20 protein-coding genes and 1 pseudogene are annotated in these 17,172 nt (G+C 59.6%); 18 read left to right on the forward strand and 3 right to left on the reverse strand.

Going from position 1 to position 17,172, the window contains the following annotated elements; all coding sequences use genetic code 11:
- Together BVER_RS34135 and BVER_RS18470 are read right to left on the reverse strand one after the other, a co-directional pair.
- The coding region (locus BVER_RS34135) for a hypothetical protein (RefSeq protein ID WP_232316632.1) at positions 1 to 298 on the reverse strand (298 nt) is incomplete at its 3' end.
- A gap of 172 nt (positions 299 to 470) precedes the next feature.
- Positions 471 to 1,187 carry a GntR family transcriptional regulator gene (locus tag BVER_RS18470; RefSeq protein ID WP_050454550.1) on the reverse strand — a complete coding sequence of 239 codons (717 nt, stop codon included), beginning with the start codon at positions 1,185 to 1,187 and terminating at the stop codon, positions 471 to 473.
- A 200-nt stretch (positions 1,188 to 1,387) separates the two neighbouring features.
- Here BVER_RS18470 and BVER_RS18475 point away from each other — a divergent pair, with 200 nt between their 5' ends.
- From BVER_RS18475 to BVER_RS18490, 4 genes and pseudogenes are all read left to right on the forward strand, one after another.
- A complete protein-coding gene (locus BVER_RS18475) occupies positions 1,388 to 2,665 on the forward strand; it encodes an enolase C-terminal domain-like protein (RefSeq protein ID WP_440588100.1) in 1,278 nt (425 codons plus the stop codon).
- Positions 2,666 to 2,834: 169 nt separating this feature from the next.
- A pseudogene (locus BVER_RS18480) lies at positions 2,835 to 4,142 on the forward strand (MFS transporter).
- A 181-nt stretch (positions 4,143 to 4,323) separates the two neighbouring features.
- Positions 4,324 to 5,496: a porin gene (locus tag BVER_RS18485; protein ID WP_050454551.1), complete on the forward strand. Its 1,173-nt coding sequence runs from the start codon at positions 4,324 to 4,326 to the stop codon at positions 5,494 to 5,496.
- A 137-nt stretch (positions 5,497 to 5,633) separates the two neighbouring features.
- Positions 5,634 to 7,280: a hypothetical protein gene (locus tag BVER_RS18490; RefSeq protein WP_157056118.1), complete on the forward strand. Its 1,647-nt coding sequence runs from the start codon at positions 5,634 to 5,636 to the stop codon at positions 7,278 to 7,280.
- On the opposite strand, the gene BVER_RS18495 is transcribed toward BVER_RS18490, so the two are convergent.
- Entirely contained in the window at positions 7,271 to 7,525 is a 255-nt protein-coding gene (locus tag BVER_RS18495) for a MucR family transcriptional regulator (protein ID WP_198155298.1), read from the reverse strand. The genes BVER_RS18490 and BVER_RS18495 overlap by 10 nt on opposite strands.
- Positions 7,526 to 7,740: 215 nt before the next feature.
- On the opposite strand from BVER_RS18495, the gene BVER_RS31685 reads away from it, so the two are divergent.
- From BVER_RS31685 to BVER_RS36505, 14 genes are all read left to right on the forward strand, one after another.
- Positions 7,741 to 7,980 (forward strand): hypothetical protein, encoded by a 240-nt coding sequence (locus tag BVER_RS31685; protein WP_157056119.1) that lies wholly within the window; start codon positions 7,741 to 7,743, stop codon positions 7,978 to 7,980.
- A complete protein-coding gene (locus tag BVER_RS18500; protein ID WP_050454554.1) occupies positions 7,977 to 8,396 on the forward strand; it encodes a hypothetical protein in 420 nt (139 codons plus the stop codon). The genes BVER_RS31685 and BVER_RS18500 overlap by 4 nt, the downstream gene beginning before the upstream one ends.
- Positions 8,397 to 8,444: 48 nt before the next feature.
- Entirely contained in the window at positions 8,445 to 8,870 is a 426-nt protein-coding gene (locus BVER_RS18505; RefSeq protein WP_050454555.1) for a Fur family transcriptional regulator, read from the forward strand.
- A 17-nt stretch (positions 8,871 to 8,887) separates the two neighbouring features.
- Entirely contained in the window at positions 8,888 to 10,114 is a 1,227-nt protein-coding gene (gene zigA, locus BVER_RS18510) for a zinc metallochaperone GTPase ZigA (protein WP_083452248.1), read from the forward strand.
- A 21-nt stretch (positions 10,115 to 10,135) separates the two neighbouring features.
- Positions 10,136 to 11,050, forward strand: a complete 915-nt coding sequence (gene folE2 / locus BVER_RS18515) for a GTP cyclohydrolase FolE2 (protein ID WP_050454557.1) — start codon at positions 10,136 to 10,138, stop codon at positions 11,048 to 11,050.
- The gene (locus BVER_RS18520) at positions 11,047 to 12,162 is read left to right on the forward strand and encodes a CobW family GTP-binding protein (protein WP_050454558.1); all 1,116 of its coding nucleotides are present in this window, start codon (positions 11,047 to 11,049) and stop codon (positions 12,160 to 12,162) included. The genes folE2 and BVER_RS18520 overlap by 4 nt, the downstream gene beginning before the upstream one ends.
- Positions 12,159 to 13,589: a cysteine--tRNA ligase gene (cysS, locus tag BVER_RS18525; protein WP_050454559.1), complete on the forward strand. Its 1,431-nt coding sequence runs from the start codon at positions 12,159 to 12,161 to the stop codon at positions 13,587 to 13,589. Before BVER_RS18520 ends, cysS begins: the two co-directional genes overlap by 4 nt.
- On the forward strand, positions 13,586 to 13,840 hold the full coding sequence (gene yidD / locus BVER_RS30340; protein WP_083452247.1) for a membrane protein insertion efficiency factor YidD: 255 nt from the start codon (positions 13,586 to 13,588) through the stop codon (positions 13,838 to 13,840). The genes cysS and yidD overlap by 4 nt, the downstream gene beginning before the upstream one ends.
- Complete coding sequence (locus tag BVER_RS18530) at positions 13,834 to 14,244, forward strand: 6-pyruvoyl trahydropterin synthase family protein (RefSeq protein ID WP_232316633.1); 411 nt, start codon at positions 13,834 to 13,836, stop codon at positions 14,242 to 14,244. Before yidD ends, BVER_RS18530 begins: the two co-directional genes overlap by 7 nt.
- Positions 14,153 to 14,425, forward strand: a complete 273-nt coding sequence (locus tag BVER_RS36310) for a hypothetical protein (protein WP_232316637.1) — start codon at positions 14,153 to 14,155, stop codon at positions 14,423 to 14,425. The genes BVER_RS18530 and BVER_RS36310 overlap by 92 nt, the downstream gene beginning before the upstream one ends.
- Before the next feature lie 760 nt (positions 14,426 to 15,185).
- Entirely contained in the window at positions 15,186 to 15,299 is a 114-nt protein-coding gene (locus tag BVER_RS36490; protein ID WP_232316634.1) for a hypothetical protein, read from the forward strand.
- A gap of 162 nt (positions 15,300 to 15,461) precedes the next feature.
- Positions 15,462 to 15,848: an aminoacyl--tRNA ligase-related protein gene (locus BVER_RS36495; protein WP_232316635.1), complete on the forward strand. Its 387-nt coding sequence runs from the start codon at positions 15,462 to 15,464 to the stop codon at positions 15,846 to 15,848.
- Positions 15,849 to 16,012: 164 nt separating this feature from the next.
- Positions 16,013 to 16,432, forward strand: coding sequence for an aminoacyl--tRNA ligase-related protein (locus tag BVER_RS36500; protein ID WP_232316636.1), 420 nt, complete (start codon positions 16,013 to 16,015; stop codon positions 16,430 to 16,432).
- 38 nt (positions 16,433 to 16,470) lie between these two features.
- Positions 16,471 to 16,671: a hypothetical protein gene (locus BVER_RS36505; RefSeq protein WP_332309130.1), complete on the forward strand. Its 201-nt coding sequence runs from the start codon at positions 16,471 to 16,473 to the stop codon at positions 16,669 to 16,671.
- Positions 16,672 to 17,172 lie beyond the last annotated feature (501 nt).

Consider the following 17,172-nt stretch of genomic DNA (forward strand, 5'->3'; position numbering starts at 1 on the left):
AACGATCGCGGGTTCCGCCGAACGGCCGCGCCAAAGAAAGCGTCGGCAACATCGATCGCACCGCACACATAGGGACGCGAGTGGGCGGTGCGGCGGGCCGACCGGCGAGATACACTGGATCTCCCTTCGAGGCGTAGGTCCAAAGGCAGCGCTTGAGGGTTTTAGTCGCTTGACCTTTCATCCGAACTCGCCGGATCGCCAAAAGGACGAAGGTATATAAACACGAATTGAATTTAGATATGACCGTCTTGCGATCCGGGTTCGAAGCGCGATCGACCTTGGACTGCCAGGAGACCACTCCATGTCCGCGCGCGCCATCGTCGTCCTAGCCGTGACGTCACCTGCACCGCATCGCACTCGGTGCGGCATCCTTTGCCAATTCGACGGCTGTCAAGGTGATCGATCGTTTCGCGCCGCAAAGGAACGATAACCAAGTCTCCCGCTAGCGTGGGTAGCCTGGCAGATCACATTCACTCATCCGCCAGAAACTCTGGATACCGCGCGCGGATTTGATCAACCTGGCTCAACGTACCCGATAAATGCTTACGCACTGCATGCTGGGCCGCTTCGGGATCGTGTGCTTCAATTGCATCAACAATTTCGCAATGATCGCGCACCACCGCTATTGTTTTGCCCTCTACAGGTAAGTGCAGGCGGCGCAGCCGGTCGATGTGACCACTGCGTCGGCGCACGAGGTCCCAGAGTTCGGGGAGGCCCGCCGCCTCATATAACACCCGATGAAACGCCTGATCAAGCGAGGAGAACTGTTCATAGTTCTCCAGATCATGCAATTCCATCTGCTGGGCGATCATGGCGCGCAACTGACCAATCAGTCCGACATCGTGATCGTGCGAAAGCTTGCGCACAATTTCCAGTTCAATCGAGCATCGAAGAAAATGGGCTTGCAGCGCAGAGGCGACACTGATCCGGCTCACCACCGTGGCGTGCTGCGGAAAGATGTCGACAAGATCTTCCTCACCCAGTCGCATGAGTGCGTCGCGCACCGGCGTTTGACTCAGCCCGTATTGAGCCGCCAGATCGGCGCGAGAAAGCAGCGTGCCGGGCGTCAGTTCGAGGGACAGGATCATGGCGCGTAGCCGTTCGAATATTTGTGGCACGGCATGGCGGGATCGGTCGAGTCGGGTCGGTGCCAAGGCGGAGGTGGACGGCAACACGTTTTTTAGCATAGGCGGTGAAAGGAGCAGGGGCGTGCTCGAAACTCAGGTAAACAGAATCCATAAGTGAACATCACTATATCTGACAACGTTTAGTCCCTGTCCCGCATAGCGCTAAGACCTAGTGTTTATACCAGTAACACACTAATGCATTAGAGTATTAATATTGTCTTATCAAATGCACTTCTTCTATCGATAACCATTTTCTCTCCATGTCGCACGATATCCGGCTCACCCAAGTCAAAGTCACTCCGATCGCCTTTCGCGACTGTCCCTTGCGCAATGCCGCTGGCATCCATGAGCCATGGGCCCTGCGTGCGATCATCGAACTGGAAACGAGTGATGGCCGTGTCGGCATCTCAGAAACCTATGGTGACGAACCGATGCTGCGCGCGCTCGCGCTGGCACAAGCCTTTTTGGTGGGATTGTCGCCTTTCGATCTGAACGAGATGGAAGTGCGGGTTGGTATTGCTGTCAAACCCACACCGGGTGGATCCGAATTCGAGTTGGCACCGGGTTCGCACGCGTCCAAGAACACCGCGAAAGTGGTGAGTGCGTTCGAAGTCGCCATGCTCGACCTGCAAGGTCAGATTCTCGGCGCGCCGGTAGTTGATCTGCTGGGCGGCAGGGTGCGCAGCGAGGTGCCCTACAGTGCGTATCTGTTCTTCAAGTACGCCGAACATATCGGTAAGCCCTATGCGCCCGATGCATGGGGCGAAGCGATCACCCCCGAAGAGATTGTGGAGCAGGCGCACCGCATGATCGATCTGTACGGTTTCCAGAGCATCAAGCTCAAGGGTGGCGTGTTCGAGCCATCGCACGAAATCAACTGCATGAAGGCGCTCGCCAAGGCCTTTCCCGACAGGCCACTGCGACTGGATCCGAACGCCAACTGGACCCTTGAGACCAGCATCAAGGCGATAGCGGAACTCGACGGCATCCTCGAATACTACGAGGACCCCTGTCCAGCCAGGTCTCGACAACATGGCCGAACTGCAGCAGCGTACGACCTTACCGCTCGTAACCAATATGGTGATCACCACAATGGACGACTTCCGCCGCAATGGCGAGAAGGGCGCGGTCAAGGTCCTGCTGTCAGATCATCATTACTGGGGTGGCCTGCGGGTCACATAGACGCTGGCGCGTATGTGCCGGGTGTGGGACCTGGGCGTATCAATGCACTCCAATTCGCATCTTGGTATCAGTCTGATCGCGATGACGCACGTCGCAGCGAGCATCCCAATCTGACCTATGCGTGCGACACCCATTATCCATGGCAGGAGGACGACATCATCAAAGGTGGCCGGGTGCGCTTTGATCGTGGCGCGGTGCGCGTGCCGACTACCCCGGGCCTGGGCGTTGAGCTCGACTATGACCGGTTAGCCGAACTGCACGATCAGTATCTGTTATGCGACCTGCGCTATCGCGATGATCTGAAGCAGATGCGGAAATACGATCCGGATTTCAGCGGCAAGAGTCCACGCTTTTGATCGGATGCTTCCAGCCGGGTGAATGCCCGGTCTGCCATGCGTATGGACCCTTACAGCACGGGTGCAGTCGGCCGCCGACGCAGACGGGTTTGACTACGCCTGACGACGCGTCCTGACAAGGCGACGGTGCCGGAACGTAATACTGAACTTTCTGGAGACACGAATGAAAATGACTGACAAGCCGTCCATTGCGGATCAAACGGCTATCGGACGCTATCGGTGGACGATCTGCGCGCTCATTTTCTTCGCGACAACGATCCATTATATGGATCGCCAGATGCTTGGGCTACTCGCGCCCCTGCTCCAAAAGGATATTGGCTGGGATCAGGTCCAATATGCGCAGACCGTGATGGTTTTCACAGTAGCCTACGCCGCCGGCCTCGCGATCTTCGGCCGTATCGCGGATCGGGTGAGCACCAGACTGGTTTATGGCGGTAGGATGGTGGCCTGGAGTCTGGCCGCGATGTTCCACGCGCTGGCCACGACGGTGCCGGGCTTCGCAGCCGTGCGCGGCCTGCTTGGCTTCAGTGAGGCGGCCAATTTCCCGGTGGCCATCCGTACGACCGCCATATGGTTTCCGAAGAAAGAGCGGGCTCTGGCGACGGGCTTGTGGAACATGGGTGCCACCGTGGGGGGCATCGTCGCGCCCGCGTTTGTGCCCATCGCCGCCGTCATGTGGGGATGGCGGACCACATTCGTAGCGGGAGGCGCAGTGGGCTTTGTCTGGCTGGCGGCGTGGTTGCTGCTGCTATACCGTCCTCCCGCACAGCATCCCTCGGTCTCGAAACAGGAGCTTGATTACTTCAATTCGGATCGTAGTGAGAGCGCGGAGCGCTCTGTGAGCTGGCTCTCAGCGCTCAGGTATCGCGAAACCTGGGCGTTTATTCTCGGCAAGCTGCTGACTGATCCGGTGTGGTGGTTTTACCTGTTCTGGTTGCCCAAATGACTCAACGAGACTCATCACATCGACATCGGCCAGTTGGGCTGCCGCTGATCGTCATCTACACAATGGCTTCTGCAGGTAGCGTGGCCGGGGGTTGGCTGTCGTCCCGCCTGATGAGCCATTCCAGCAATGTCAATGCGCGCAAGATTGCGATGGGCGTTTGCGCGCTATGTGTCCTTCCGATTGCCGCGCTTTCGCACTTCCAAAGCCTCTGGTACGCGGTCTTTGCAGTCGGTCTGGCCGCGGCAGCACACCAAGGATGGTCAGCCAACCTTGTTACCACGGTAAGCGACGTGTTTCCACGCCGGATGGTGGGCACGGTGGTCGGTATCGGTGGCGTCGCAGGGATGGTTGGGTCGTTTTTCTACTCAGGCGTTATCGGTGAGACCTTGCAGCGCACCGGTCAGTATTGGGTGCTCTTCGCCATCGGCGCATTAGCGTATTCTGGTGGCGCTCGGCGCTATTCATCTGCTCATGCCTCGCATGACCCCAGTGAATTTGCATGAGCAGCGGATCGATCACGAAGGCGAGTGATCCGCCTGATAGAGCCGCGGTTCGTGAACGCAAGGTGCGGCCCCGCAGCCATTCCGCGCTCAGCCCCCCGCCTGCGTCAATGATCTGCCTTGCCCGTTCGTGCGGCGGGTCAGCGTATCGCCTTGTGGGGTGCCGTCGACAGAAATATCCAAGGACCAAATTGAACGGAACGGAGGGGACGATGGGACAACATGGAAGAATGAAGGCCTTGTTGATGAGTGGCGTATCGCTGGGCGCCATATGCGCTCACGCCCAAAGCAGCGTAACTTTATATGGTGCAGTCGATGACGCCTTTGTGTACGCCAACAACCAGAAAGGCCATGCAAATGTTTATCTGCGACAGGGTAATCTGGCGGCATCGAAATGGGGGTTGCGCGGGAGCGAGGATATAGGCGGCGGTAGCCGGGTGATTTTCGACCTGCAGAACGGATTCGATCCCAATACGGGCGCACTCTCGGCGTCTTCGCAGATATTTAATCGTCAGGCCTATATGGGTTTGCAAAATCCGGCCTACGGGACATTCACGATGGGCCGCCAGTACACTCCCTACTATCTGTTTGTCGGCCCGCTTGCCTCCAGTAGCTGGCTGACGGGTGCGACTGGCGCGCACCCTGGTGATATCGACGGGCTCGACACCACGATCCGTATCAACAACGCGCTGGTCTATACTTCGCCGGACTGGCATGGCCTGCAGGCCAGTGGCATGTATGCGCTCGGCGGCATCGCCGGCGCCATGGGTAAAGGCCAGACCCTCAGTGCAGGCGTTCGCTACGCGACGGGTCCGCTGAACCTCGCTATGGGATATCTGCGGATGGACAATGCGCAGAAGACCACCGGGTTCGATCCGACGTCCACGGGCAGCTTCGGGACTTCATCGCTCAACGCAGGTTATGTCTCGGCCAAAACGCTGCAGCATATCGCCGCAGCAGCAGATTACACGATCGGCAACCTGATGATGGGTTTGACCTATTCGAACGTTCAATACGTGGCAGGCGGGCGGTCGATCTTTCGGGATACGGCCATCTTCAATACGGTCGCGGCGCTTATGACCTACCGGTTTACGCCGGACTTTGACATCGGTGCCGCCTTCGCGGACACGATGGCGTCGAAAGCCAACGGCATAAACAGCGCAGCGCGCTATCAGCAATATTCCCTCAAGGAGGCCTATCACTTGTCCAAGCGCACCACCTTATATGCGCTTCAGGCCTATCAGCACGCCAACGGTCAGACACTGAATTCAACGGGCACCGACATCGTCGCTGCAACGCCCGCAGTTGGCGATTCGCAAAATTCGACGCCCTCATCGACCCATGGGCAGTTCGTCGGCATGCTCGGCATCGCGATTCTGTTCTAGTTGGAGCAAAAGAGTCGTAGTCGATGCAAGTTCGGGGAACATGAAATTAGTACTTCTTATCGTTAAGCATGAAATCTGACGCTCCTTAGTTTCGAGGGTAGTGCAGATGTATAAAAAACATACGGAGATGATCTCAAATGAAGAAAATTCACTCGATGATTTTGGTATCTTTCATTCTCTCGGCGGGCCTGACCGGATGTGGCGGTGGAGGAAGTGACGATATTGCCACTGGCGGTCAACCAACTAACGGGTCCCCGCCCATCACACAGGACCCCTATGCCAACATTCCTGATGCCGATCTGGTCAAAGTAAATGTGACGAGCGCCCCATCCACCCGTCCCATTCACGTCGCGCCGAATTTTATCGGACTTAGCTGGGAAAAGAGCGTGATGTATTCTCAGCTGTTTCACGTCGATAACGCGGCGGGTGGGGGTAATTTAGTCAAGTTGATGAAGCTATTGAGCGTCAATGGGCACTTCAGAATTGGCGCGAACACGCTGAGGTACACGCGCTGGGACCCGAACGGCCCTGGCGGAGTCGGCGGCCCTGGGCTGGGCCCACTGGAGAATGGTAAAGCGGTGATTGGCGGCAAAATCTCTCCTCCAGACGTCGACGCGCTGGCGCAGCTCATCAAGACGTCTGGATGGCAAATCTCCTACGGGATCCCCGCCTCCTATCAAAGCCGGCCTGCTGACTTCGATACGTCGTTGGCGAAGGCGGAGGCAAAGTACGCCCAAAAGGCGTTTGGTCCCTCACTCGCCTATTTTGAAATTGGAAACGAACCGGAATATACCAACATAGCCGGACTGGACACGGCGAGCAAAAAGGTGCCTGACTGGATCAATTATGCCGACGCGATCCAGAGCCGCGACGGCGCCGGCCCGTCTGCCACGCTGACGAGCTGGTCCGGTGACGACCAATACAACGCGGCGTTGCTCGCCAGCCCGGAGAAAACGCGATTTGTGCAGTTGAACTGGCACCATTATGCCATCGGGGCGAGTAGTCCTAAAGCCACCACGGACTTCATGCTGAAAGACGCGTGTAGCGAGAATTTGGTCAAATTGGCCAAACAGCGCACCGCCCTGGCAAACAAATACGGAATCAGTGGCGGGTGGCGAATGAATGAAGCCAATACCTTTTCGGGTGGAGGGAAACCCGGTATCAGCGATTCCTTCGCTTCCTCACTGTGGGCTTTGCAGTTCATGTTCTGCATGGCCGAGAATGGTGCTAAGGGTGTCGACCTCCACCTGCAAGACGACACCAGCCCGGAATATGTCGAAGGGTATGCCAACAATGCGTATCCCGCGATCCGTATCGTCAAGAATCAGGTCATTCAGACCATGCCGGAATATTACGGCATGAAGCTTTTCTCGCTGGCAACGAATGGTGAAGATCCCGGTGGATCGGCTCTGCTGGAAACAAAAATCGACGTTCCGGACGCTCTCAAAACGACAGTATTCGCCTATGCGACGACCCGTGACGCGGCGAATGGCGGAGCGGGGACTAACAGCACTGTAACGGTGATTAACGAGAATGCCACCCAGGCTATCCGGGTGATCGTTCCCGCAGGGCTGGCTCAGGTTGCGAATTATGAACGACTGACGAGCGTCAACGGAAAACTGGAAGATGGCTCAACATTAGCGCGATTGAACGAGTCCGGGATCGCGGCCGATGGGACGTGGGACCCGAAGACCTATCCTTCATTACACCCCGATCAAAGCGGCGATTTCGAGGTCAATGTGCCTCCCGCGAGTGCCATTCTCATCAGCATGCTTCAAAGATAACGCTTGAGCATGATCATTTTCTTCCCGTCTTCAAGGCAGATGAGATAGTTATGCTTCACCGAGGCTTTAACGGGAACTGCGGGTTCGAAGGTCTTCGTTTGACGTTTGGGCGCCGACGCCGACCGTTTCAGCCCGTCGAACACAATACGGATCAACTCGGGAATCTCCGCGTCGGAAACGACGTGCCTGGATATATAAGCCGATACGATTCCGGCAGTGAGTACAACAAAGCGTCTTTCTATCATGACTATCTCCATGCACTCCCTGATGCCAACATAGCGCGATACGTGGCGATGTCGATCGGGTCTGCCGAAGGGCCCGTTCCGCACGTCATCATGAGGCGTCGCGTTGCCGAGTCGCTTTGCGACGAAATGCTATTGATCCAGGGGCTCCTTCTTCCAACATATCGTTTACGGCACACGCCACCGCAGAGCGCGGCAGAAAGAAAGGAATATCCGTCATGTCGCATCTTTCGCAATTTGGAAACCGGTTCGAGGCTGCTGATCGACCCACACTGGAACCCGAAGTGAAGTACGCTATTCTCGCGTCCTGGGCCGCAGAACAAATAGAGAGCGAAGATCAGCCTACGCCGCGCCTCGGGGTGGGGGTCGAGCGTGCGGCGCAGATTGACGGCAAATTCTTGATGTCGCAGGCGCTCGATCGCGGTGTCGCATTCCGACGCCGGAGAGGCGATACATGAATGATGGCCTGTTTCGCCGCTGGACAAAGCGCAGCGGGAGGCTTGTCCGGATCACGCTTCCGTTCGGCGACATCATCGAGATCGCATTGGCATTGCTGGGACTGTCTCCCTCCGACCTCGCCAAACTCGGATGGACGTTTGAAGACCGCAAGCGACTGATCAACCATCTGCTCGCGTCCGGCAAAGAAGCGCAGCGCATGGCCCCCAGCACGCTCGATCATGTCCTGTTGGCGGTCCGGTTACCCGCGCATGACCTTCATCGGCTGCGGTGCTTTGCGCAGAGAGAGTTGCCGAAACGCGCGACCCAGGCGGCTGTCATCGAGCGGCTGGATTGGGTTTTGGGGGGATGCGTTGAGCCGCCTTTAGGCCGAGCAAACGCAGGGGTGCGACATCGTGCGACGCTTCCACGACGATAGGCGTTATGTTATAACGTAACGAATCACTAGCTTTTTACGGAGCGCGTCATGCCTCTGACCACTCAACAGCAACAGGTCCTCACTGCCTTGCATCACGCCGATGGGCCGCTCAGCGCCTATGCGCTGCTCGATCGGTTGCGCAGTTCAGGTTTCAGTGCACCGATGCAGGTCTATCGCGTCCTGGAGAAGTTGCGCGATGACGGTCTGATCCATCGGCTCGCAACGCTGAACGCATGGGTCGCCTGCGCACGCGAGCCCGGCCATTGCACCCACAACGCCAGGGCATTCGCCATATGCGACCAGTGCGGACGCGTGGATGAGTGCAGCGCGCCCGAACTGACGCAATGCCTTGGCCGATGGGCGAACGGCCACGCCTTCCGGACCGATCAGGCCACGATCGAGCTGCATGGCCAATGCGGCCTGTGCACAGGTCAAACGCCTGACGCCGGCTTAGGTCCGTCGCTTTCCAATTGATGCGTGAGATCGGGATCATGAACGCAGCTGAACATGGTGTGTCGGTCGGCAAACTTCCTGTCACGGTGCTGTCCGGCTTTCTGGGAGCGGGCAAGACGACCTTGCTCAATCACATTCTGAACAATCGCGAGAACTGGCGGGTCGCGGTCATCGTCAACGACATGAGCGAGGTCAATATCGACGCCGCGCTTGTACGAGACGGCGGAGCCGAACTGTCGCGGGTCGACGAGAAACTGGTCGAGATGAGCAATGGCTGCATTTGCTGCACGCTGCGCGAGGACTTGCCGATCGAGGTCAACCGGCTCGCTCATGAGGGACGTTTCGATCATCTGGTGATCGAGTCCACGGGTATCGCCGAGCCGCTTCCCGTGGCCGAGACCTTCACCTTTGCGGGTGAGGATGGTCGTTGTCTGGGGGACGTCGCACGCCTCGACACCATGGTGACCGTCGTCGATGCCTTCCATTTCCTGCGCGATTACGGTTCGCGCGATAGCTTGCAATCGCGCGGTGAATCGCTGGGCGAGCAGGATGCGCGCACGGTGGTCGATCTACTCATCGACCAGATCGAGTTTTGCAACGTCATTGTCCTCAACAAGGTCGATCTGATCGACGAGGCTGAGCGTGAACGCCTGATGGCGATCCTCCACACGCTCAATCCGCGCGCACGGATCGAGGTTGCCGAGTTCGGCAAGGTTCCGCTGGATCGCGTGCTCGACACAGGTCTGTTCGACTTCGACCAGGCGGCGCAGGCGCCCGGCTGGCTGCAGGAGTTGCGCGGCAGCCATACCCCGGAGAGCGAGGAATATGGCATCGGCAACTTCGTTTATCGGGCGCGCCGTCCCTTTCATCCGCAGCGCTTCCATGCATGGGTGCAAAGCGAATGGCCCGGTGTCGTGCGGTCCAAAGGGTTTTTCTGGTTGGCCAGCGACCCCACCCTGGCGGGGAGCTGGTCGCAGGCTGGCGCGGTCGCCCGCCACGGTCCGGCCGGCTATTGGTGGGCGGCCGTGCCTCCGGAGCGCTGGCCGCAGGATCCGGACGCCCGCGCGCTGATCGAGCAGAAGTGGGTCGAAGGCGTCGGCGACGCGCGTCAGGAACTGGTGCTGATCGGTATCGACATGGACGAGGCGGCCCTGCGTGCCCGCTTCGATGCCTGCCTGCTCAGCAACACAGAAATGGCGCAGGGACCGACGACCTGGGTGCGTTGGGAAAACCCGTTTCCCGACTGGCCCCAAGCAGACGCGTGATCGCTTGACAGGACGCACATCATGCACGCAACGCTTCCGGATATTTCGGTGACAGACACCGCACCCGGCCAGATCTCCCTGGATTGGGTGGGCATGCAGGGCATCGACCTGCCCCTCTCTGTGGACGAGGATGGGCGATGTCGTGACGTGCATGCACGCGTGGATGCCCATGTCGATTTGCCGCTCGCGCACGTCAAAGGCATTCACATGTCGCGGCTCTACGCGCTGGTGGGCAGCCTGAGCGACGGTGAGTCTCTATCCCCGAAGCGCCTGTCAACGCTTCTCGACGCCATGATCGACAGCCATCGGGACTGCGGCAGTCGTAGCGCTCGGGTGCGGATCGCTTTCGATCTGCTGATCCGCCGCCCAGCGCTGGTGACGGAGGGGCTCTCTGGATGGAAGTCTTATCCCGTGCACGTCACCGCGACGAAGGTTGAACGCCTGAGTACGGTCGAAATTCAGGTAGGAGTGGATTATGCGTCGACCTGCCCGTGCTCGGCGGCGCTGTCACGGCAGCTGGTCGAGCAGGCGTTTCGCCAGGCCTTTGTCGAACAGGAGGCCGTGACACCCGCCCAGGTGGGCGACTGGCTGCGCGACCATGCCACGCTGGCCACACCCCATAGCCAGCGCAGCCGGGCGCTGGCACGTGTAGATTGGCCGACGCACACGCCATCGCTGGGTTTGACCGCGCTGATCGACCGGATCGAGCACGCCCTGGGCACACCGGTCCAAACGGCGGTCAAGCGCGCCGATGAGCAGGCCTTTGCGGCGTTGAACGGACAGAATCTCATGTTCGTCGAGGATGCAGCCCGCCGGGTCCAGAGCGCGCTCGCCGAGCATTACCTCAACCCCCGCGTTCACGTCCGCCACGAAGAGAGCCTGCACCCTCATGATGCGGTGGCGTGGGCCGGCGCGTTCGAAGGAGAGGGTTCATGACTGGAACCATGTCATCGCGCATTCCCGTCACCTTGCTGACCGGGTTTCTCGGCAGTGGCAAGACCACGATCCTCAATCATCTGGTCCAACAGTCCGAACTGGCGGATGCCCTGGTGATCATCAACGAATTCGCCGCCATCCCGCTGGATCACCAGCTGGTCGCACATAGCACGGATAACGTGGTCATGGAGATGAACAGCGGCTGCCTGTGCTGCACGATCCGGGGCGACCTCATCACCACGTTGCGCGACATTCACTGGCGCTTCTCGCGCGGAGGGCAGCGCCAGTTCGACCGCGTGCTGATCGAGACCACGGGCCTGGCGGACCCCGCGCCGATCATTCACACGCTGATGACCCAGGCGGAGGTCGCCACGCGCTACCGGCTCGACGGTATCGTCACGGCACTGGACCTGGCGACGGGATCGGGGATGCTGGACGTGCACCCCGAAGCCATCCGGCAAGTGGCGATGGCCGATGTGCTGTTGCTGACAAAAGGCGATCTGATCACACCCCGCCAACGCTCCGCCCTGGAACGCCGTCTGGATAGCATCAACCCGGCCGCGCCGCGACTGGATGTGCCTAACGGCGTGGTCGCGCCTGACGGCCTTTTGAACCTGGGCTTCTTCTCCACGGACGGCAAGACGCCGGATGTAAAGCGCTGGCTCAGAGAAGAAGCCTATGCGGATACGCATACGGCGGGCGTAGAGCATGACGGGCATGACCATAGCGAAGATCATTCGGGCCTTCACCACGGGCACGACACCCATGATGTGAACCGTCACGACGATCACATCAGGGCCTTTTGCTTTTCGCTGAACGAGCCGATCCCGGAAGTGGTGCTGGCCGCGTGGCTGGAGACGCTGCTGCGGTTCGCCGGTAGCAATATCCTGCGGGTCAAAGGCATTCTCAATGTCGAAGGCCATGACCGACCCTATGTCATTCAGGGCGTGCAGCACATCTTTCACCCTCCGATGTCACTGCCGGCATGGCCGGACGATGATCATCGTTCAAGGGTGATCTTCATTACCCGCGACGTAAACCGGCAAGCCATTGAGGAGACATTCGATGCCTTTCGGCAGGCCGTGCCGCAGGCATGGGTGGCCGAGTCATGATACTGACCGGTTTGACACGCAAGGCGCCGCCTATCGTCCTGTACAACACGCTTACCCGTGCGCGGGAACCGCTTCACACCGAGCGGCCCGACCGGGTCACGATGTATGTGTGCGGACCGACGGTCTATAACTTCGCCCATATTGGCGACGCCCGGCCTGCGGTGGTGTTCGATGTGCTCGCCCGCTTGCTGCGGCACGACTATGCGCGCCTGATCTACGCGCGCAACTTCACCGACGTCGACGACAAGATCAACGCGGCCGCCGTCGCGTCGGGCTTACCCATCGGGGCGGTCACGGCCCGCTATATCGAGGCCTATCAGGCCGACATGCACGCCCTGGGCGTCGTGCCCCCTGACGTGGAGCTGCGCGTCACCGAGCATATCCCCGACATCATCGCTTTGATACAGGCGCTCATTGCGCGCGGCCACGCCTATATCGCGCAGGCGCACGTCCTTTTCGACGTCGCGTCCTGGCCTGATTACGGGCAGTTGTCCGGGCGTCGTCCCGAGGACATGCTGGCGGTTGCTCGGGTAGAGGTGGCGCCGTACAAGCGGAATCCGCTGGACTTCGTCTTGTGGAAGCCTTCGACACCGGACCTGCCCGGCTGGAGCAGTCCATGGGGTCGGGGCCGGCCCGGATGGCATGTGGAATGTTCGGCGATGATTGGCCGCCATATCGGCGGCACGCTCGACATCCATGGCGGCGGTCAGGACCTGATCTTCCCGCACCATGAGAATGAGATTGCACAGGGCAGCGGCGCGCAGGATGGCGCGCTGTATTGCCGCACCTGGGTGCACAACAGCTTCGTGACGGTCGATGGGCAGAAAATGTCCAAGTCGCTGGGCAATGTGCTGCTTGTACGCGATCTGCTCGACCGCGTGCCGGGCGAAGCGATCCGCTTGGCCTTATTGGCCACGCACTATCGCAAGCCGCTGGACTGGAATGACCGACGCCTGAGCCAGGCCCGGCAGACGCTTCAACGCTGGTATGCCCTTTTGGCGCGGATCGTCCCACGGGAGGAGGTCGAGCCCGACGCCCGCCTGCCCAGCGCGCTGCGGGACGATCTGAATGTTCCCCAGGCGATCGTCCGACTGCACGAACTGGCGATCACGGCCACGCATGCCTCCGGGGCTGAAGCGTCGCCCGCTTCGGGCCAACTGCGCGCGTCCGCGGCGATGCTGGGCCTGTTGCAGGCGCCCCCATCATCGATCCTGCCAGCGCTTGAGCAGACCACGCGGACGTCTCACGCCGCCCCTCTGTCCACTGATCGTATCGCAGAGTTGGTGGCACTCCGAGATGAGGCGCGCCGGGAAGGACATTATGCACAGGCCGATGCGGTCCGTACTGAACTGGATGCCGCCGGCGTGACACTGAGCGACACCGCCGGGGGCACGCACTGGCAATTCCACGATGAGCGTACCCCATGAGTGCTCTTCCCGCGCGCCTTCTTGTGATGCTGATACGAGGCTACCAACTTGGCATCAGTCCCTTGCTGGGGCATCGCTGTCGCTTCTATCCATCCTGCTCGCAGTATGCGATCGAAGCACTGCAAATTCACGGTGCCTGCAAGGGCGGATGGTTGTCCCTGCGGCGAATCGCCCGCTGTCATCCGCTTCATCCCGGCGGCTATGATCCCGTACCCGCGGTGCGCCTCAGGGGCGAAGGACCGATATGCTGATCCGCAAACTTTACCGTTTCGAAGCGGCGCACATCGTGCGCGGATGCAGCACGCGGCGCTGCTCGCATTCGATCCACGGCCACTCGTACAGGGTCGAAGTCGTGCTGGCGGCGCAGTCGCTCGACCACGGGCAGATGGTCTATGACTTCGGCTTGCTGAAAATCGATATTCGCGAGTTGATCGATGGGTTTGATCACGCCGTAGTTTTGTGGTCGGCGGATGTGACGGACTATCGCGAGGCGATGCAGCGGCATTCGGAACGCTGGGTCCTGATCCCCGTCTCGCCAAGCGCTGAGCAGTTCGCCCGGCTGCTTGCTGTTCCGTCTGGTCGATACCGCATTGTCGCTCACCGATATGGCCAATGGCGAAGGCGAAGTGCAGCTGCATTCGATCATCGTCCATGAAACGGACACCGGAAGCGCCCAATGCTTTCGGGACGATGCTGAAAACCTTCGTATGGGTCGGATCGATCTGGACGCGATCGTGTTTTCGCCCGCCATCACCCGCCAATGGCGCGATCCCGACCTGATGGGGCGATTAACGAGCGGCGAGCGTCGTGCCAATTTTCCACCCGAGCTTTCATGATGCGTAAAAATGCCCGCGGCGATCTGCCAGTCATCCATCCGGACACCTCATCGATCCGGCCGCCATCCTGCGTGGACACTTGAGCGTCGATGCGACGGCCTTTTCGGACGATGTGGCCCGAGCCAATAACGCCCTGGTGAGGGGCTATAAATCCATCCAGAACGAGTTTTGAGCATGGCAACGATGACGACACCACGGGAGATCATTGTCCGGCTGCGTGACGGCGACGGTGGTCGGCAGCACGTCTTCGAAGGACCGGCGACGGTTGGCGAGGCGCTGACGATGCTCGATCCAGCCCGGGCGAAGGATGCGGTTGGCGCCCGTCTTGACGGACAGTTGGTTGATCTCACCGGGGTCGTGCTTCATGACGGCACCATCGATCCCGTCATGAGCGACGATCCCGACGGACTTTCGATTGTTCGTCGCGCCTGCGCCCAGTTGCTAGGCCATGCGGTGAAGCAGCTTTATCCCTCGGCGCAGATGGCGATCGCGCGGGTGACGGACGATGGCTTCGATTATGACATCGCCTATGAGCAACCCTTCACGCCCGATGACCTGCTGGCCATCGAAGCCCGCATGTGCGTGTTGGCAGACACCGAATATGACATTCTCAAATATGCGCTACCGCATGAGGAGGTCCTCCGAATCTTCCGGATGAATAGAACGGAATACAAGCTTCGGCTGCTCGACGCGATACCCAAAGATTCGTCAGTGAGCATCTATATTCACCAAGACTATATCGACATGTCCCGGGGGCCCGATGGTGCCGAACACACGCTTTCTGCAAGCGTTCAAATTGATGGGTGTTTCTGGTGCCTATTGTCGAAACGAGGCGCACAATGAACAGCTACAACGTATTCATGGCACAGCCTAGGCGAGTCAACAGCAACTCAACGCCCACTTCCATCGACTCTCCGAAGCGGAGAGACGCGATCATCGGCGGCTCGGACGCGAACTTGATCTCTTTCATTTCGAGACGGAGGCTCCCCCCGGAGCGGTTTTCTGGCATCCACGCGGCTGGACCGTATTCCAGGAAATGATCGGTTATCTGCGTCGCCGGCAGCGTAGCGCAGGCTATATCGAAGTGAACACGCCGGACGTGATGGATCGCGGCCTCTGGGAAATCTCGGGCCACTGGCAGAATTATCGCGACCATATGTTCGTGACCGACCCCGAGCCTGGCCAATCCCTGGCGCTCAAGCCGATGAGTTGCCCGGGCAGTGTGCTCATGTATCGCCACGCGCTCAAAAGCTATCGCGACCTGCCCATCCGCATGAGCGAGTTCGGTAAAGTCCACCGATATGAGCCTTCCGGGGCGCTGCACGGGCTGCTGCGCGTGCGCCATTTTACGCAGGACGACGCGCATATCGCATATCTACTGCACCCCGGAGCAACTGGACGCCGAGTGCCGGGCTGTCATTGAACTCGTGCTCGATATCTATCGGCAATTCGGCTTCGACGAGGTGCGCATCAAGCTGTCCACCCGCCCGGACCATCGCATGGGTGATGATCCGCTTTGGGACCAGCTGGAAACCGCACTGACGCAAGCGCTGGAAGGCGTCGGCGTTAGCTTCGAACTCAGTCCGGGTGAAGGCGCCTTCCTTCTATGGACCGAAGCTCGAATTCGTTCTGCGCGATGCGATCGGTCGGGACTGGCAGTGCGGCACGCTTCAGGTGGACATGAATCTGCCGGAGCGTTTCGGCATCGACTATATCGATGCCAAGGGCCTGCGACAGCGCCCCGTCATGTTGCATCGCGCGATCCTGGGCTCGTTGGAGCGTTTCACCGGGATCCTCCTTGAACATCATGCCGGCAAGCTGCCACCCTGGCTGGCACCGGTGCAGGCGATGGTCTTGTCGATCACCGATGAGCAGGCCGCTTATGCGCAAGAGATCATGCGGCTGTTTCAGGAGGCAGGCCTGCGAGTGGAGAGTGACGTGCGCAACGAGACGATTGGTGCAAAGATTCGTGAGCACAGGCTCCAGAGCGCATTCCCTTCCTGCTGATCGTCGGCGCCCGTGAGCAGGAGGCGGCCACGCTGACGATTCGGGAACGGAAGGAATCCCGAATGCTATCGCTGATGGACGCGGTCGGGTTTCTGTTGGAAAAGGCTCGGGCGCCGGATTTTACCCGCCGGCAGGAGGCGCAACGCCGCCTGTGTAGGGACACGGTTACACAGGGAGAACCGGGGAGTGGACCGGGCACGGCTAACCCGGCGAGCGGCGGCATGCAGGTTGCGCCATGAGCGCGACAACCGGGACGCAATGCGGTGAACGAAGTGGCCGCACTGGATATCGTGAATGAGGCAATCGGCATCCCATGGGAACCCAGGTGGTTGCCAGCGATAAAGTGGCATGCGCGCCCCTACCGAAGAGGCGGCCTCGCTTTTGCAAAATCTGAATTGAGATGTCTCCGGAGAACAGGATGACAGACCAGCATACTCATTCGGCTCCTGCGAGCCCCAGCCTCTATGCCGCGATCTTGCGGGTTTTCGAATGTGCCTTCGATGCGCCCTTGTCAGCCGAGGAGGCGTTTCGACGCTTCCGCGCGCAAGGCGGCAAGACGGGCCCGGCTGCCTTTTATCGCGCATTGACCTTGCTGAAGGACGCGGGACTACTCAGTCGGCCCTTCAGAATTAGTCGAAGTCAAGGGTGGCAAGGGGCCGCCGGAAGATCGTGTTTCCCAGAACTCCCAGAAGCAATATTGATCTGAATGGTTTCCTGGGAGTTTGGAACTTCGCCGATGA

The organism is Candidatus Burkholderia verschuerenii (assembly GCF_001189365.1).
Taxonomy (GTDB): domain Bacteria; phylum Pseudomonadota; class Gammaproteobacteria; order Burkholderiales; family Burkholderiaceae; genus Caballeronia; species Caballeronia verschuerenii.

What these genes read in the sequence shown, in the direction of transcription:
- BVER_RS18485 (WP_050454551.1), top strand. Translation starts at nt 4,324, where the DNA reads ATGGGACAACATGGAAGAATGAAGGCCTTGTTGATGAGTGGCGTATCG.
- BVER_RS18495 (WP_198155298.1), bottom strand. Translation starts at nt 7,525, where the DNA reads ATGATAGAAAGACGCTTTGTTGTACTCACTGCCGGAATCGTATCGGCT.
- BVER_RS36495 (WP_232316635.1), top strand. Translation starts at nt 15,462, where the DNA reads ATGATCGGTTATCTGCGTCGCCGGCAGCGTAGCGCAGGCTATATCGAA.
- cysS (WP_050454559.1), top strand. Translation starts at nt 12,159, where the DNA reads ATGATACTGACCGGTTTGACACGCAAGGCGCCGCCTATCGTCCTGTAC.
- BVER_RS31685 (WP_157056119.1), top strand. Translation starts at nt 7,741, where the DNA reads ATGTCGCATCTTTCGCAATTTGGAAACCGGTTCGAGGCTGCTGATCGA.
- BVER_RS36490 (WP_232316634.1), top strand. Translation starts at nt 15,186, where the DNA reads ATGGTGCCGAACACACGCTTTCTGCAAGCGTTCAAATTGATGGGTGTT.
- BVER_RS18505 (WP_050454555.1), top strand. Translation starts at nt 8,445, where the DNA reads ATGCCTCTGACCACTCAACAGCAACAGGTCCTCACTGCCTTGCATCAC.
- BVER_RS18490 (WP_157056118.1), top strand. Translation starts at nt 5,634, where the DNA reads ATGAAGAAAATTCACTCGATGATTTTGGTATCTTTCATTCTCTCGGCG.
- BVER_RS18500 (WP_050454554.1), top strand. Translation starts at nt 7,977, where the DNA reads ATGAATGATGGCCTGTTTCGCCGCTGGACAAAGCGCAGCGGGAGGCTT.
- folE2 (WP_050454557.1), top strand. Translation starts at nt 10,136, where the DNA reads ATGCACGCAACGCTTCCGGATATTTCGGTGACAGACACCGCACCCGGC.
- zigA (WP_083452248.1), top strand. Translation starts at nt 8,888, where the DNA reads ATGAACGCAGCTGAACATGGTGTGTCGGTCGGCAAACTTCCTGTCACG.
- yidD (WP_083452247.1), top strand. Translation starts at nt 13,586, where the DNA reads ATGAGTGCTCTTCCCGCGCGCCTTCTTGTGATGCTGATACGAGGCTAC.
- BVER_RS18475 (WP_440588100.1), top strand. Translation starts at nt 1,388, where the DNA reads ATGTCGCACGATATCCGGCTCACCCAAGTCAAAGTCACTCCGATCGCC.
- BVER_RS18520 (WP_050454558.1), top strand. Translation starts at nt 11,047, where the DNA reads ATGACTGGAACCATGTCATCGCGCATTCCCGTCACCTTGCTGACCGGG.
- BVER_RS18470 (WP_050454550.1), bottom strand. Translation starts at nt 1,187, where the DNA reads ATGCTAAAAAACGTGTTGCCGTCCACCTCCGCCTTGGCACCGACCCGA.
- BVER_RS18530 (WP_232316633.1), top strand. Translation starts at nt 13,834, where the DNA reads ATGCTGATCCGCAAACTTTACCGTTTCGAAGCGGCGCACATCGTGCGC.